The organism is Pantoea sp. JK (assembly GCF_026130245.1).
Classification (GTDB): Bacteria; Pseudomonadota; Gammaproteobacteria; order Enterobacterales; family Enterobacteriaceae; genus Pantoea; species Pantoea trifolii.
This window is the reverse complement of the sequence record NZ_JAINFN010000010.1, coordinates 32,653-48,663: the sequence shown is the minus strand read 5'-3', so window position 1 is coordinate 48,663 and position 16,011 is coordinate 32,653. Positions and strand designations below refer to the sequence as shown.

Sequence of the window (16,011 nt, the reverse complement as noted above, 5' to 3'; positions counted from 1 at the left end):
CGTTGCCGGATCATTTAGATCCGGCAACGTTTAAAAAAACGTCAGCCAACGGGCGTTTACTTGCTTCCCCCGCCCGCCTCAAGTAGCCTTTATCCATTCTGAATTCTGCCAACCGAGTGCCCGCGCGCATGATTAAACGCGTTTTCTTTGGTCTGTTTTTCATCATCTTACTGATGGTGGCGACCGCGCTCGGCCTGGATCGCTGGATCAGCTGGAAAACCGCGCCCTTTATATATGAAGATGTCACCTCGTTGCCACATCGTCAGGTCGGCGTGGTCTTGGGCACGGCGAAGTACTACCGCACGGGCGTGATCAATCAGTATTACCTCTATCGCATTCAGGGCGCGTTGAACGCTTATAACAGCGGCAAGGTCAATTACCTGCTGCTGAGCGGTGATAATGCGCAGCAAAGCTATAACGAACCGATGACCATGCGCCGCGATTTGATTAAAGCGGGCGTCGCGCCGTCGGACATCGTGCTGGATTACGCTGGCTTCCGCACGCTGGATTCGATTGTGCGCACGCGCAAAGTGTTCGATACCAACGATTTCATCATCATTACCCAGCGCTTCCACTGCGAACGCGCGCTGTACATCGCGCAGCATCTGGGGATTCAGGCGCAGTGTTATGCGGTGCCATCGCCGAAAAACATGTTGTCGGTGCGTTTCCGTGAAGTGGGTGCACGTTTGGGTGCGCTGGCGGATTTGTATTTGATGAAGCGCGAGCCGCGTTTCCTCGGCCCGCTAGTGCCGATTCCTGCGGTGCATGAAGTGCCGGAAGATGCGCAGAGTTATCCGGCAGTAACGCCAGAGCAGTTGCTGGAGCTGGAAGAGAAACTGCAGAAGTAAGTGGTAGCGGTGCATTTTGTAGGGTCGCCATTTATGGCGACCACCAATGTAAAAGGGCCGTATTGCGCGGCCCTTTGTTTGTTGTGTGATGTCTTATTTTTTACGTGCGTACTTCAGTGAATCCAGCGCCACAGCGAAGATGATGATGCCGCCCTTGATGATGTACTGCCAGTAAGGGTTGACGCCGATGTAGGTCAAGCCGTAGTTGATGACGGTAAAAATGATGACACCGGTCACCACGCCCGCTACAGAACCCACGCCACCGGCAAACGACACTCCGCCGACCACACAAGCCGCAATCGCATCCAGCTCATACATAAAGCCGAGGTTGTTGGTAGCGCTGCCGATACGGCCCGCTTCCAGCATCCCGCCGAACGCGTAGAACACGCCTGACAATGCATACACCAGAATCAGGTTGAACGGTACGTTTACGCCAGACACTTTCGCCGCTTCCGGGTTACCACCGATAGCGAAGATGTTGCGGCCGAAACGGGTTTTATTCCACAGCACCCAAACAAATACGATGGCAATCACGGCGTAGAAGGTGATAAACGACAGTTTGAAGTCACCGAAACGCAGGAAGCCCTGAGCAAATTTGGAGAAGCCAGGATCGAAACCGGCAATCGGCGATGCCCCCACAAAGTCGTAATAGAGTGAGTTGATGCCGTAAACGATGATCATGGTGCCCAGGGTGGTGATAAATGGCGTTACCTTGAGGTAAGCAATGATCACACCGTTTACCAGACCAATCACGCCGCCGATGATGCACACGGTCAGGATAACTACCGGGATTGGCACGGTGTCCAGATGCGGGAACACCTTGTTCGCGTTATCCATCGCCTGCAGCAGCGTTGCTGCCACCACCGCCGCTAAACCTACCTGACGACCCGCTGAAAGGTCCGTACCTTGAGTGACAATCAAACCGGCCACGCCCAATGCGATAATAATACGCACCGAGGATTGGGTCAGAATGTTACTCAGGTTCATTAAACTTAAGAACGTTGGATCCTGGAAAATAATAATTGCCAGCAGTACAAACAGGACAACGTAAATGCCGCCCTCTTTTAACCAGGTTAGCGCATTCTTTTTAGTAGTCGCTTTCATGTTAAAGCCCTTGCTTCATTAAAGGTGTAATGACGCTAAACGCAGGATTTCATTCTGCGAGGTCGTTTTGGTATCAACAATGCCTGCTACCTGGCCATTACTCATCACTAAAATACGATCGGTAATACCCAACAGTTCTGGCATTTCAGAAGAGATAATAATGATGCCCTTCTCTTTCTTCGCCAACTCAGCAATAAGTTGGTAGATTTCGAATTTCGCGCCCACATCAATCCCGCGCGTTGGTTCATCCAGCATCAATATTTCCGGCTGCGTTAATAACCAGCGACCAATGATCACTTTTTGTTGGTTACCACCGGAAAGCGAACCAATTTGCGTATGATGACCCGGCGTTTTCACTCGCATCGAATCAATCACCCATTGGGTATCGCTTTTCATGCGTTTATTATCGAGCAGCCCCATGCTGGATTTATACTTTTTAATATTGGAGATAAGCGAGTTAAAGCCAATATCCAGATACGCATAAATACCGGTGGAACGACGCTCTTCCGTCACCAGCGCAAAACCGTGGTTAATGGCTTCGTTGGCACTGTGGTTATTAATCGCCTTACCGTGCAATTTAATCGTGCCGCCCGACTTTTCGCGAATCCCAAACAAGGTTTCGACGATGTCGGTGCGTTTGGCGCCCACCAAACCGGCAATACCCAGAATTTCACCTTTACGCAGATCGAACGAGATATCACGAATTGAAGGCTGACGCAGTGAGGTTAAATGACGCACCTCAAGAATGGTTTCCCCCGGCACGTTGGTTTTGTCCGGGAAACGCTGGTTCAATGAACGGCCAACCATCATCGAGATGATCTTGTCCATATCCAGCCCTTCCAGCGGCTGAGTGGCGATCCACTGCCCATCACGCAAAATGGTGATCTCATCGCACAGCTGGAATATCTCTTCCATCTTGTGCGAGATATAGACAATGCCGCAGCCGCGATCTTTCAGCTTACGAATAATCGTGAACAAGTGATTCACTTCTTTTTCGGTCAGCGATGATGTCGGCTCATCCATAATGACAATCTTCGCGTCATAGGAAAAAGCTTTGGCGATTTCGATCATCTGCATCTGCGAGACAGATAAGGTGGCGACTTTATCGCGCGGATCGATATCAATATCTAATTCATCAAAGATCGCTTTGGTATCGCGATACATTTTATCCTGATCAACAAATACGCCTTTACGTGGATAACGGCCAAGCCACATGTTATCCATGACGTTGCGTTGCAGAACCAGGTTTAATTCCTGATGCACCATGGAAACGCCATTTTCCAGCGCCTCTTTGGAGCTCTTATAATCAATTTCTTCACCCTGAAACAGGATGCTCCCCGTATCCTTTTTATAAATCCCAAACAGACATTTTAATAATGTAGATTTCCCGGCGCCGTTTTCTCCCATTAATGCATGAACGGAGTGCGGCCGCACTTTTAAATTCACATTATCTAAGGCTTTAACCCCTGGAAATGATTTAGAGACATTCGTCATCTCCAGCAGATATTCACGCTGTGTGGTCGGATTCTCACTGGCCATAATTTACCTGGCTAAATAAAGCGTTGGTCAGATGCAATAAGGCGCGGCGAAATGCCGCGCCCAGGATGAATTACTTCACAAACTGCGACAGATTTTCTTTATCTACTGGTACGTAAGGAACACGTACGATTTTGTTGTCCATCTTGAAGTTGGTGCCAGCGGTTGGCTCTTTGCCATTGGCCAGATTGTTAGCAATATCCAGCGTCGCTTTCGCCTGGTTTTCCGCATCGTTCAGCACGGTACCGGCCAGTGCGCCTGATTTCACCAGCGCCAGCGCTTCTGGCAGTGCATCGACACCGAACACTGGAATGCTGGTTTTGTTGTGCGCTTTCAGCGCTTCAACCGCACCCATTGCCATCGCATCGTTGTTGGCGATAATCACTTCAATCTTGTCGGCGTTCGGGCCAGAGAGCCAGGCGTCAACTTTGTCTTTTGCCTGTGCGGTGTCCCACATCGCGGTATCCATCGCCAGCTGCTGCGTTTTCAGACCGTCTTTGTTCAGGGTATCGATCACGTATTTGGTACGCGCTTCAGCATCCGGATGGCCCGGCTCGCCTTTCAGCAGCACAAACTGAATCGTACCGTCTTTGTTCAGATCCCACGCTGGCGTAGCTTTCCAGTGCTTCTCAATCAGCTGACCCTGGATAATGCCTGACTCTTTAGAATCGGTACCGACGTAGTAGGCTTTCGGATAGCTGGCCAGCACTTTGGCGTTAGGTTCTTTATTGAAGAACACCACCGGCACGTCATTGCCGCGCGCTTTATCAATCACCACTGCCGCAGCAGCCGGATCCACCAGGTTGATAGCCAGCGCTTTCACGCCTTTAGCCATCAGCACGTCAATCTGGTCGTTCTGTTTGGACTGGTCGTTCTGTGAGTCGTTCATCAGCAGCTGAATGCCGCCCAATGATTTCGCTTCTTTCTCAATGTCCTTACGCACCATCGACATGAAGTTGTCGTCGTATTTGTAAATCGTCACGCCAATGCGGGTATCGGCGGCGTGCGCAGTTGCACCAAACATCATGCTGGCAACCAGTGCTGTGAGCGTGAAAACCTTCTTATTCATGGTATCTCCGGTTTTTATGTAGGGCATTTCATTGCGCTATGTGCCTGCGGGCAAACAGCGCCGTCGGTTGTAAACCTGATAATGGGCGGACGCGTAACGCAAAGCCGGGCCACCATCGCAATCCTGACTTCCCTGTAGGTAAACGCTTCCTGAAGAGTGTTGTGAACTATTTCAATCGGCTACTGAAACCGGCTGGGAAGTGGATTTCTCAGCGTTACATGATGTTTCAGTCCGGTAAGACGCTGCCATCATAGTGAGCGGCATGTTAATTAACTGTGAATGCAATCACAGATTGGAAACGGTTACACTGAGCTATCGCCTGAATTAGTGACCGACTCCACAATTTGCCGCTGGGCGACAGAATGGCGACGTACCAGCGTGGGCATAAAGCAGTGTGATGCATTGATATCCAGCTCACCAACAGCACCTTTCAGCGCCAGCTCAGTGGCAAGTTTTGCCATAGAAACAATAGGATAACGGACCGTAGTTAACTGTGGATCGGTGTAACGTGAGATGGGAATGTCATCAAAGCCAATGACAGAGAAATGCTGTGGAACCTGGATGCCGTTGTCCTTTAAAGCGGTCAATGCACCCGCTGCCATGCCGTCATTGTAGGAAAACACCGCTGTTAAATGTAAGTTACGGCCAAGTAATTCCACCATCGCTGCTTCGCCGCCTTGCATGTCAGGTTCAGCATGCGCAATCCATGACTCCTGCGGGCGAATTCCCTGCTCTGACAAGGCCTGCAGCCAGCCTTCGCGTCGTTGCGTCACATCCTCAATCGGATGACTGGAGCTGAGGAAGCCAATGCGTTGATGTCCCTGTTGTAACAACATGCGCGTCGCTACCTGAGCACCGGTGACATTATCCAGGCAGACGCAGCGGTGTTCATAACCGGGAATTGTACGGTTAATCAAGACCATACCCGGAACCTGATCCATAAACTGCGTCAGTTCAGCGTCTGAAAGCGTTTTCGCGTGCACCACCAATGCGTTGCAACGTTGACGTATCAGCACCTCAATTGCGTGACGTTCTTTCTCTTCCTGATGCCAGGAGTTACTGATTAACACGTGTTTATGCACGCGCTGCGCCACGGTATCGACCGCTTTCACCAGCGCGCCAAAGAAGGGATCGGAAACATCCATCACCACCACGCCAATGGTGTCACTGATTTGCGTGGCCAACGCCTGCGCGTTGGCGTTCGGGCGATAGCCTAACGCTTCAACGGCGGCCAGCACGGCTTCACGGGTATCGGCGGTGACTGCACTGCTGTTATTGAGCACACGTGACACGGTGGCTACTGACACACCGGCCTGACGGGCGACATCACGAATCGTTATCATGCAGCTGTTCCACAAAGGCTGAAAATGCGCGACAAGCGCGTAACGGCGCTATTCTGTCAGGGCATCTGGCACGACTACGTGAATCACGTCACATCAATGAAAACGGTTACATACAATTCTGCAACCTTTGTGATGAACATCATTATCTGAGCGAGGAGGAAGGGTCAGATTTTCCAGCAGCAAGACGCGTCAGTTTGCGCCAGATCCACTCCATTGGCCCCTGCGGGAAGACGCGCAGCCACAGCACGGAAAACAGGATATTAACCAGCCAGATAGCCGGTACAAAGGCCAGCAGCTGCAGGCGGTCAAACTTGAGGAACAGGTTGAAACGGTAGAACAGCGTGGTGCAAATCAGCGTCTGTAACAGGTAATTGCTCAATGCCATGCGGCCAACGCATTGAATGGCGTAACTGATGCGCGATGACGCAATGTGCGGCCAGAATCCCAGACAAAGTGCGGCATAACCGAGGCTGATAAACGGGCTGGCAAGATCGCGCGGCACCTGTAGGAAGAAACCGGTCCAGCGGAATTCCCAGCCAATCATCCACTGCGCGGCGATGCCGGGAATGGCGATCAGCCAGCCGATAGTGAGCAGCAGCGCCGCCGCACGGCGATAATGCTCCACGCTGAATTGCCCGCTCAGCCAGCCGCTGCGCATCAATGCCGCACCAATCAGCATCAATCCCGCCAGCTGCCAGCCATATTGTGACGCCAGCGCCATTAAGCCGGATGACAGGTGATCCAGCCGATTCTGCACCGCTTCCCAACCGCCGAGCAGTTTCCAGTAGCTTTCATATTGCAGCTCCGCCGCGCCCGGCAGCCAGGAATTCGTTGGATTGGGGCTGGAAATTAAGCCGAATACCACCAACACGCCACAGCCGACCAAATAGAGTAATGCGCCGGTTTGTAACAGCGCGCGGTCGGACGGCACATCACGCAGCATGCGCCAGATAATCAGCCCAATCAGGCCGTAATCCAGCAGGATATCGCCTTCCCAGAAAAAGATGCCGTGAATGAAACCGAGCAGCACCAGCAGCGTCAAACGCGCCGACATCCAGCGGCTGCCGCGCGGTGCCTGCATGTAAAGGCCAGCACCAAACAGTAAGGCAAACAGCGTGAGGAATTTCAGCTGCGCCAGGCCATCCATGATCGCCCATGTCCAGGCATCAGACATTGAAGCCTCGCCGCGCCACGCCGGATTGAGATAAGCTGCCGAGGGCAACGCAAAGCCGACGATGTTTAGCAGCAAGATGCCGAGAATGGCGCAACCACGAATGAAATCCAGCGCGAGATAGCGTTGCATCGAGTGCCCTGACGGAGAGAGGAAATCGGGCGACACGCTGTCGCCCAAACAGATTAGCTGTGGCGAACTGCGCGTAAAAATTCCTGGCGCGTGTTCTGGCTGGATTTGAACAAGCCGCCCAGCGAGGTGGTAGTGGTGGCGCTGGTGGCATCTTTCACGCCACGCGCTTTCACGCAGTAATGCACCGCATCAATCGATACCGCAACGTTATTGGTGCCCAGCAGCGTTTGTAGCGCCACCAGCACTTGCTGCGTCAGGCGCTCTTGCACCTGCGGACGCTGGGCGAAGAACTGCACGATACGGTTGATTTTCGACAGGCCGATCACTTTCTCTTTCGGGATATACGCCACGGTGGCTTTGCCATCGATAATCACAAAGTGGTGTTCGCAGGTGCTGGTCAGCGTGATATCGCGCACGGTGACCATCTCATCCACTTTCATCTTGTTTTCGATGACGGTGATTTTCGGGAAGTTGGCGTAATCCAGACCTGAGAAAATCTCATCCACATACATCTTGGCGATGCGGTGCGGCGTCTCCATCAGGCTGTCATCTTCCAGATCCAGGTTCAGCAACTGCATGATTTGCGTCATGTGGCCGGCAATTTCGCGTTTACGTGCGTCGTCATCCATTTCACGCACCGGGGCGCGTAACGGCGTTTCCAGACCACGCGCCAACAGCGCTTCGTGAACCAGGGCGGCTTCCTGACTTAAGATACTCATTTACTCTTCTCCGGCAGGTGATGCGCCCGCGGGTCTTCGCCCACGGGGGAAATTCTGAGCGCGTATTGTGAAATACTCCGCGCCCTTAATCCAGTAATCATTCCGATAAGCTTTTCATCACGTGCGGCGACGTAAAACCAGCATCCCGGCAACGATTAAACTGGCGCCCGCCACCCACAGCGCCGGTTCCAGTTGATGCCACAGCATGCTGGAAATCCACGACAGCAGCGGACCGGCCAGCTGCCCAACCGCATATCCGGTGGTGAGCAAACCGGCAAGATAGCGCGCATGCTGCGGTGCCAGCTCACGACCATATTGCAGCGTCAGTTGCACCACGCACAGGAAGCCGCCGCCAATCAGTGCGGCGCCCAGCATCAGACCGTTTAAACCTGGCAGCACAATCGCGGCGATAACGCCCAATGCCTGCGCCCACAGCACCATTGCTAAACGCGCATGGCTGCTGCCCCAGCGACGCGTCAGGATGCCCAACACGATGCCGATCACCGCCGCGCCGCCAAACACCGGCCAGACAAACTGGGCAAAGGCGCTGTCAGGAAAACGCGCCGCCGCCATTTGCGACAGAAAGGTGGCGGGCAGAATGTAGCCAAATCCGGCAAGGCTGTAGCTCATTACCAAGCGCTTGAGATCGCCATTCAGCACCAGCGGCGATGCGGCTTGATCGGGACGGTGCAATTGGCCGGTACGCGGCAGAAAACGTGCAATCGCGGCAATCAACAACAGCGCCAGCAAACCATACGCCGCCCACGCAAAGGCGGCGCTGACGCCGCTGGCATGCAGCGCTACGGCCAGCATGCCGCTGATAAAGATGCCGGTGCCGGGGCCGGCAAACACCGCTGCCAGCAAGCCTGGACGACCATGATGATGCAGCTGATCGCTGGCCCATGCCGCCAGCAACACCATGGCCCAGCCGCTGGCCCAGCCAATCAGGAAACGAATCAGGCCATGTAACCACGGACCGCTAACGCAGGCCGACAGCAGCGTTAATATCACCGCGCCCCACACGCCCGCCTGTAAGCGCCACTCGACGCGTTTGCGCGCACGCATCGCATCAAAAGAGCCAAACAGATAACCGAGATAGTTGAGTGCTGCCACCAGACTGGCGCTGGTGAGCGTCAGTTGATGGTCATGAATCATCAGCGGAACCTGCGGCGTGAAAGCAAATCGCCCAATCCCCATTGCAACCACTAAACTTAAGAACGCGCTCAGCGCGACACGAAACGCCATACCGACCTCAGGATGTTTTATCACTTGTCACTAGCATGCATGACGTTTAAACTCACGGAAAGTGAATAATACTAACCAAGTTGTTTACGAGAAGAGAATATGGATTTAGTACAGCTCCGCATGTTTTGCTCCGTCGCCGAATCCGGTTCGCTGGCGCGTGCCGCCGAGCAACTCCATCGCGTACCTTCCAATCTCACCACGCGTCTGCGCCAGCTGGAAGATGAAATTGGCGTTGATCTGTTTATTCGTGAGAAGCAACGCATTCGTTTGTCGCCAATGGGCCACAATTTCCTTAACTATGCGCAGCGCATCCTGGCGCTGAGCGATGAAGCGCTGAATATGGCGCGCGCCGGTGAGCCGGGCGGTAATTTCGCACTTGGTTCGATGGAGAGCACCGCCGCGACGCGGCTGCCCGCGCTATTGGCGGCCTATCACCAGCGTTTTCCGGCTGTGGAGCTGTCGCTGATCACCAATACCTCCGGTGAAATCATCGACAAGGTGCGTGAAGGTACGCTGGCCGCCGCGCTGGTGGATGGCCCGGTGGCGCACGACGATCTCAACGGCTGTATTGCCTTTAACGAGCAGATGGTGCTGATCACCAGCCCGGAACATGCGCCGATTGCCAGCGCGCGCGATGTACAAGGCGACACGCTGTTTGCTTTCCGCAATAGCTGTTCCTACCGCACCAAGCTGGAAGCCTGGTATCGCGAAAGCCAGACCGCGCCGAGCAGCGTGATGGAGATTCAGTCCTATCACGCGATGGTAGCGTGCGTGGCCGGTGGCGCGGGCGTGGCGATGATTCCCGCCTCGGTGCTGGCGCAAATGCCAGCGCGCGCACGCGTGCAGGAACATGCGTTACCGCCCGCTTACCGCGATACCGCCACCTGGCTAATGTGGCGACGCGATGCGTTTACCCCCAACGTGGAAGCGCTGAAGTATTTGATTATTGAACTGTTTGACGATCGCCCGGTTAACGACGAGTTGCGGCATCCGCTGCACGTTGCCGAGTGAGTTTCTGTTTTATCGACATCACGACCATCGGGGCTTTTGTCCCGCATCTACAGGAAGAGGGATTGCATGAACATGATTAAAACCCGCGCCGCCGTTGCCTGGGCAGCTGGCGAACCGCTGAAAATCGAAGAAGTGGATCTGATGCCACCGCAAAAAGGTGAAGTGCTGGTGCGCATCGTGGCCACCGGCGTGTGCCACACCGATGCTTACACCTTGTCTGGACAAGATCCGGAAGGCGTATTCCCGGCGATACTCGGCCACGAAGGTGGCGGCGTGGTGGAAGCGGTTGGTGAAGGCGTGACCAGCGTGGCTGTCGGCGACCACGTGATTCCGCTTTACACCCCAGAATGCGGCAAATGTAAGTTCTGTCTCTCTGGCATAACCAACCTGTGTCAGGCGATTCGTGCCACCCAGGGCAAAGGTTTGATGCCAGACGGCACCACCCGCTTCTTCAAAGACGGTAAGCCGATTTTCCACTACATGGGCACTTCAACTTTCTCTGAATACACCGTGGTTCCGGAAATCTCGCTGGCGGTGATTAGCAAAGAAGCGCCACTGGAAGAAGTGTGCCTGCTGGGCTGCGGCGTCACCACCGGCATGGGCGCGGTGATGAATACCGCTAAAGTGAAAGAAGGCGATACCGTGGCGATCTTCGGCCTCGGCGGCATTGGTTTGTCAGCGATCATTGGCGCGAAAATGGCGAAAGCCGGCCGCATCATTGGTATCGATCTCAACACCAGTAAATTCGATCTGGCGCGCAAACTGGGTGCAACCGATCTGATCAACCCGAAAGATCACGATAAGCCGATTCAGGATGTGATCGTTGAACTCACCGACGGTGGCGTCGACTTCTCCTTCGAGTGCATCGGAAACGTCAACGTGATGCGTTCGGCGCTGGAGTGCTGCCACAAAGGTTGGGGCGAATCGGTGATCATCGGCGTGGCTGGCGCGGGCCAGGAGATTTCTACCCGTCCATTCCAGCTGGTGACCGGTCGCGTATGGCGTGGTTCCGCGTTTGGTGGCGTGAAAGGCCGTTCACAGCTGCCGGGTATCGTGCAGGATTACCTCGACGGTAAATTCGCCCTGAACGATTTCATCACCCACAACCTGCCGCTGGAAGAGATTAACGACGCCTTTGATCTGATGCATGAAGGGAAATCAATCCGTACGGTGGTGCACTTTACTAAGTAATCAGGAGACGTTATGGCTTCCACTTTGGAGCTGTTAGAAGAGCATCGCATCTTTGGTGGCTGGCAGCAGCGCTGGCGTCATCAGTCGGCGGTGCTGAACTGTCCGATGACCTTCAGCATTTTTCTGCCGCCGCCGCAGAGTGACGCACCGCCGCCGGTGGTGTGGTTTCTCGCTGGGTTGACCTGCAGCGATGAGAACTTCACGACTAAAGCCGGTGCACAGCGCGTTGCTGCGGAGCTGGGTTTGGTGCTGATTATGCCGGACACCAGCCCGCGCGGTGACGAGGTGGCGAACGACAGCGGTTACGATCTCGGCCAGGGCGCAGGTTTCTACCTCAACGCCACGCAGCAGCCGTGGGCGGCGAACTTCCGCATGTTCGATTACCTCAGCAGCGAGTTGCCGGAGCTGGTGGCGGATAACTTTAAGCTGAGCGATCGTCAGTCGGTGATGGGGCATTCGATGGGCGGACACGGTGCGCTGGTGCTGGCACTGCGTCTCGGCGGGCGTTTTGCGTCTGCTTCGGCTTTCGCGCCGATCGTCAATCCGACCGAAGTGCCGTGGGGCCAGAAGGCCTTTGCCGCTTATCTGGGTGAAGATCGTCAGACGTGGCGTGAATGGGATAGCTGCCTGTTGATGCGTGACGTGGAACAGCGCTTGCCGATTCTGATTGATCAAGGGGATAGCGACCAGTTCCTCGCCGATCAACTGCGTCCAGAGCGACTGGAAGAAGTGGCGCGTGAGCAAGGTTTCCCGCTGGAGTTACGCATTCAGCCGGGTTACGACCATAGCTATTTCTTTATCGCCAGCTTCGTGGAAGACCATCTGCGTTTCCACGCGAAGCATTTGTTGGTGTAATTGTGCTGGCTGTCCCCCTCCTCGGTCCTCCCCCATAAATGGAGGAGGAAGATGCTGCCATATATGAGTATTGAAGCTGCATGTGGCAGCGTCTCCTTCCCCCATTTATGGGGGAAGGCCGGGATGGGGGACAGCGTGCACCATCTGGGGGACAGCATGCACCTACTTAGCTAAACCAACGTCTCCGCCAGCCCGTCGATCATCACCTGCGGCATGCCGCGTGAGCAGTGCTCAATACGGCCGCGCACGCCATACACCTGCGCCAGCGTCTCTGGCGTAATCACCTGCGATGGCTCGCCGTCCGCCAGTAGATTGCCATCCTTCAGCATCAGCGCGTGATCCGCATGACGCAGCGCAATGTTGATATCGTGCACCACCACCACCGTCACAATATTGCGCAGTCGGGTTTCACGACGTACCAGATCCATCACGTGGAACTGGTAGTTGAGGTCCAGCGCGCTGAGCGGTTCATCCAGCAGCAGCAGTTCCGGGCGACGAATCAGCGATTGCGCCAGGCCAACCAACTGCTTCTGTCCGCCCGACAGCTGATCGAGATAGCGCATGGCTAAATGCGCGATGCCGAGTTGCTCGAGCAGATGCATGATCTCCGCTTCGCTCGAGGCGCTGTGTAAGCCACCCGACGCGCGCTGCGCCACGATAATCGACTCCAGCACATGCAAATGCACGCCCGCTGGCAGACTTTGCGGTAGATAAACCACACGCTGCGCCCGACGCGCAAACGGCTGGCCCATCAGCTCTTCACCGTTCAGCCACAGCTCGCCCTGCCCTTTGCCGAGACCAGCCAGCGCGCGCAGCAGCGTTGATTTGCCGCAGCCGTTGGGGCCGAGCAACACGGTGATTTTGCCCTGCGGCAGTTCCGGCACGTTAAGATCTTCAATCACCTTGCGCTTCGGGTAACCGGCGGAGAAATGACTCAGACGTAATCCCTGTTCCATTACACCGTCCCCCGATGACGCAGAATAATGCTGAGGAAGAACGGCACGCCGACCAGCGACGTCACAATCCCCACCGGAATGATCACGCCGGGAATCAGGTTTTTCGACGCCACCGAGGCCAGCGACAGCACCAGCGCACCGACCAGCGCGCTGGCTGGCAGGTAATAGCGGTGATCTTCACCAAACATCATGCGTGCAATATGCGGCGCGACCAGACCGATAAAGCCAATCGGACCGACAAAGGCCACCGCCAGCGCGGAGAGAATACTGATGCGCAGCAGTGTCGCCAGGCGCAGACGGCGCACGTCGATACCAAAGCTCACCGCGCGATCTTCGCCGAGGCGCAGCGCGGTCAGCTTCCAGCTGCTGAGCATCGAGAACGGAATCAGGATGGCAAAGGCGGCGGTTAATACGCCGAGCTTTTCCCACGACGCGCGTGCGAGACTGCCCATGGTCCAGAACACCAAGCCCTGCAAGGTATCTTCGCTGGCGATGAACTGCATCATCGACACTAATGCGTTGAAGGTGAACACCAGCGCGATACCAAACAGCACCACGCCAGAGGTTGAGACTTTGGTCCAGCGCGTCACGCCATCCAGCATCAAGGCGGCAAACAGCGCAAACACAAAGGCGTTGGCGGAGATAAACCACTGATCCGGTACGCCCGGAATGCCGATGCCGAGAATGATCGCCAGCGCCGCACCAAAGGCCGCCGCTGACGAGACGCCGAGCGTAAACGGGCTGGCAAGGGGGTTATTCAGAATGGTTTGCATCTCTGCACCGGCAAGGCCAAGCGAGAAGCCCACCACCACCGCCATCAAGGCGTAAGGTAAACGGATATCCCAGACAATCACGCGCGTACCCGCATCGACCGCATCGGGATGGGTCAGCGTTTGCCATAAGGTATCGAGGGAGAGCCCAGCCGGGCCGAGCGTGAAATCCAGAATCACTGAGGCCAGTATCGCCAGCACCAGCACGCCAATTAACAACAGTCGCTGGCGCAATACCTGACGATAATGTGTGATGGTATCGGTTTCGAGGCCGTTTTCCGCCAGCAGCGTGGCGTCGGTGGTACGCATTGTTCTACCCGTTTCTTGTCGAAATCATAACGGCAGCCACAATAGTGCAGGTGATAATAATTATCAATTCAATCTGAGTAACAAAATCCAAAAAAAAGTGCGCATAATTGCGCACTTTCCAGGATTGTCGTATCGCCATTTATGGCGACCTTCGTACAACAATCACTCTTTAAACGTCGGGAATTCCATCTCGCTGTATTTCACGAAGCGCGAGCCGCGTGTCAGCTTGTAACCCAACCAAATCACCAGGAACAGCGGCAGACCAATATAGGTCGCGGCGACGCCATACCAATCAATGCGATCGGCAAGGAACGCCTGATAGTTTTGCCCCAGCGTGATGATCAGACACAGAATGAAGGCGAAGATCGGTCCCAGCGGGAAGAAGCCCGAACGGTATGGCAAATCGGCAAGGCTATGACCCTGCGCGATATAACCGCGACGGAAACGGTAATGGCTGATGGCGATACCCAACCAGGCGATAAAGCCGGTCATACCCGAAGTGTTCAGCAGCCACAGGTAGACTTCCTGGTTACCAAATTTCGAGCTCAGGAAGCACAATCCCGCCACCACGGTGGTGGCAATCAGCGCGTTACGCGGCACGCCACCTTTCGACAGCTTGCCGAAAATGCGTGGCGCTTTGCCTTCACGTGCCAGGTTGAACAGCATGCGCGTTGAGGCGTACATGCCGGAGTTACCCGCCGACAGCACCGCCGTCAGAATCACCGCGTTCATCACCGCTGCTGCCGAGAGCAGTCCGGCATTCTGGAACACCAGCGTGAACGGGCTGATGGCGATATCGGTGACGTCGTTATGCAGCAGCTTCGGATCGGTGTACGGCAGGATCAGGCTGATGATCAGAATGGCGAAGATATAGAACAGCAGAATTCGCCAGAACACCTGACGCACCGCGCGCGGAATGTTCTTCGCCGGATCCTCGGATTCACCGGCCGCGATACCGATCAGCTCGGTGCCCTGGAAGGAGAAGCCGACAATCATCGCCACGCCAATCATAGCGGCAAATCCACCGGCAAATGGCGCTTCGCCCACGGTCCAGTTGTGCCAGCCAGCGTTTTCTGCGCCACGCAGAATGCCGGTGATCATCAGCACGCCCACCACAATAAAGATGATGACGGTGGTCACTTTGATCAGCGAGAACCAGTATTCCGCTTCGCCGAAGCCTTTTACGGAGATGTAGTTGAGCAGGAACATTAGGCCGAGGAACAGTGCGCTCCAGATCCAGCCGGGCGTGTCCGGGAACCAGTAGTTCATGACGAGCTGCGAGGCGACGAGGTCAACGGCGATGGTGACCGCCCAGTTGTACCAATAGTTCCAGCCCAGCGCGAAGCCGAAGCCTTCTTCAACGTATTTCGAACCGTAGGTGGAGAAAGAGCCAGAAACCGGCATAAATGCCGCGAGTTCGCCGAGGCTGGTCATCAGGAAGTAGACCATCAGGCCAATCAGCGCATAGGAGAGCAGCGCGCCGCCAGGTCCGGCCTGAGAAATGGTGGCACCCGAGGCGACAAACAGGCCGGTACCGATGGAGCCGCCAATGGCGATCATGGTGAGATGACGCGCTTTTAATTCACGGCGCAATCCAGGTTGTTGTGTTGTTTTTGAGTCATTATGCATGTGTAAACGCTATGCTGGATAAAAATGAGGCGAGATTGTAGCAGCTAGCCCCAAGCTGTATAGCATTCACGTCGGGTTATTAGTTACCTTCATGATCGGCCAGGAATTATTAGCCGCAGCGTG

General features: G+C 55.1%; 14 protein-coding genes. 4 read left to right on the top strand and 10 right to left on the bottom strand.

Annotation, left to right across the window (positions count from 1 at the left end; all coding sequences use genetic code 11):
- Positions 1-128 precede the first annotated feature (128 nt).
- The gene (sanA, locus tag PanJK_RS19645; RefSeq protein WP_008104952.1) at positions 129-848 is read left to right on the top strand and encodes an outer membrane permeability protein SanA; all 720 of its coding nucleotides are present in this window, start codon (positions 129-131) and stop codon (positions 846-848) included.
- A 93-nt stretch (positions 849-941) separates the two neighbouring features.
- Here sanA and mglC read toward each other — a convergent pair whose 3' ends face one another.
- The 7 genes from mglC to PanJK_RS19610 form a co-directional block, all read right to left on the bottom strand.
- Positions 942-1,952 (bottom strand): galactose/methyl galactoside ABC transporter permease MglC, encoded by a 1,011-nt coding sequence (mglC, locus tag PanJK_RS19640; RefSeq protein ID WP_007889502.1) that lies wholly within the window; start codon positions 1,950-1,952, stop codon positions 942-944.
- Positions 1,953-1,970: 18 nt separating this feature from the next.
- Positions 1,971-3,491, bottom strand: coding sequence for a galactose/methyl galactoside ABC transporter ATP-binding protein MglA (gene mglA, locus PanJK_RS19635; protein WP_008104954.1), 1,521 nt, complete (start codon positions 3,489-3,491; stop codon positions 1,971-1,973).
- A gap of 70 nt (positions 3,492-3,561) precedes the next feature.
- Positions 3,562-4,557, bottom strand: a complete 996-nt coding sequence (gene mglB / locus PanJK_RS19630; RefSeq protein ID WP_256696906.1) for a galactose/glucose ABC transporter substrate-binding protein MglB — start codon at positions 4,555-4,557, stop codon at positions 3,562-3,564.
- A gap of 302 nt (positions 4,558-4,859) precedes the next feature.
- On the bottom strand, positions 4,860-5,900 hold the full coding sequence (gene galS, locus PanJK_RS19625) for an HTH-type transcriptional regulator GalS (RefSeq protein WP_256696907.1): 1,041 nt from the start codon (positions 5,898-5,900) through the stop codon (positions 4,860-4,862).
- Between the two features lie 142 nt (positions 5,901-6,042).
- Positions 6,043-7,203, bottom strand: a complete 1,161-nt coding sequence (yeiB, locus tag PanJK_RS19620) for a DUF418 domain-containing protein YeiB (RefSeq protein WP_265302261.1) — start codon at positions 7,201-7,203, stop codon at positions 6,043-6,045.
- Between the two features lie 53 nt (positions 7,204-7,256).
- Entirely contained in the window at positions 7,257-7,922 is a 666-nt protein-coding gene (folE, locus tag PanJK_RS19615; protein WP_008104975.1) for a GTP cyclohydrolase I FolE, read from the bottom strand.
- Positions 7,923-8,039: 117 nt separating this feature from the next.
- Complete coding sequence (locus PanJK_RS19610; RefSeq protein ID WP_265302258.1) at positions 8,040-9,167, bottom strand: MFS transporter; 1,128 nt, start codon at positions 9,165-9,167, stop codon at positions 8,040-8,042.
- 99 nt (positions 9,168-9,266) lie between these two features.
- Between PanJK_RS19610 and ptrR the strand changes: the two genes are divergently transcribed.
- The 3 genes from ptrR (at position 9,267) to fghA (ending at position 12,224) form a co-directional block, all read left to right on the top strand.
- Positions 9,267-10,178, top strand: a complete 912-nt coding sequence (gene ptrR / locus PanJK_RS19605; RefSeq protein ID WP_101763711.1) for a putrescine utilization regulator PtrR — start codon at positions 9,267-9,269, stop codon at positions 10,176-10,178.
- Positions 10,179-10,244: 66 nt separating this feature from the next.
- Entirely contained in the window at positions 10,245-11,369 is a 1,125-nt protein-coding gene (locus tag PanJK_RS19600) for an S-(hydroxymethyl)glutathione dehydrogenase/class III alcohol dehydrogenase (RefSeq protein WP_265302255.1), read from the top strand.
- Between the two features lie 12 nt (positions 11,370-11,381).
- On the top strand, positions 11,382-12,224 hold the full coding sequence (fghA, locus tag PanJK_RS19595) for an S-formylglutathione hydrolase (protein ID WP_265302253.1): 843 nt from the start codon (positions 11,382-11,384) through the stop codon (positions 12,222-12,224).
- Between the two features lie 170 nt (positions 12,225-12,394).
- Here the strand turns inward: fghA and PanJK_RS19590 are convergent, their stop codons facing one another.
- From PanJK_RS19590 to PanJK_RS19580, 3 genes are all read right to left on the bottom strand, one after another.
- Positions 12,395-13,180, bottom strand: coding sequence for an ABC transporter ATP-binding protein (locus PanJK_RS19590; RefSeq protein WP_008104987.1), 786 nt, complete (start codon positions 13,178-13,180; stop codon positions 12,395-12,397).
- Positions 13,180-14,259 (bottom strand): FecCD family ABC transporter permease, encoded by a 1,080-nt coding sequence (locus PanJK_RS19585; RefSeq protein WP_154181553.1) that lies wholly within the window; start codon positions 14,257-14,259, stop codon positions 13,180-13,182. Before PanJK_RS19585 ends, PanJK_RS19590 begins: the two co-directional genes overlap by 1 nt.
- A gap of 162 nt (positions 14,260-14,421) precedes the next feature.
- Complete coding sequence (locus PanJK_RS19580) at positions 14,422-15,888, bottom strand: amino acid permease (protein ID WP_256696910.1); 1,467 nt, start codon at positions 15,886-15,888, stop codon at positions 14,422-14,424.
- Positions 15,889-16,011: the final 123 nt, after the last annotated feature.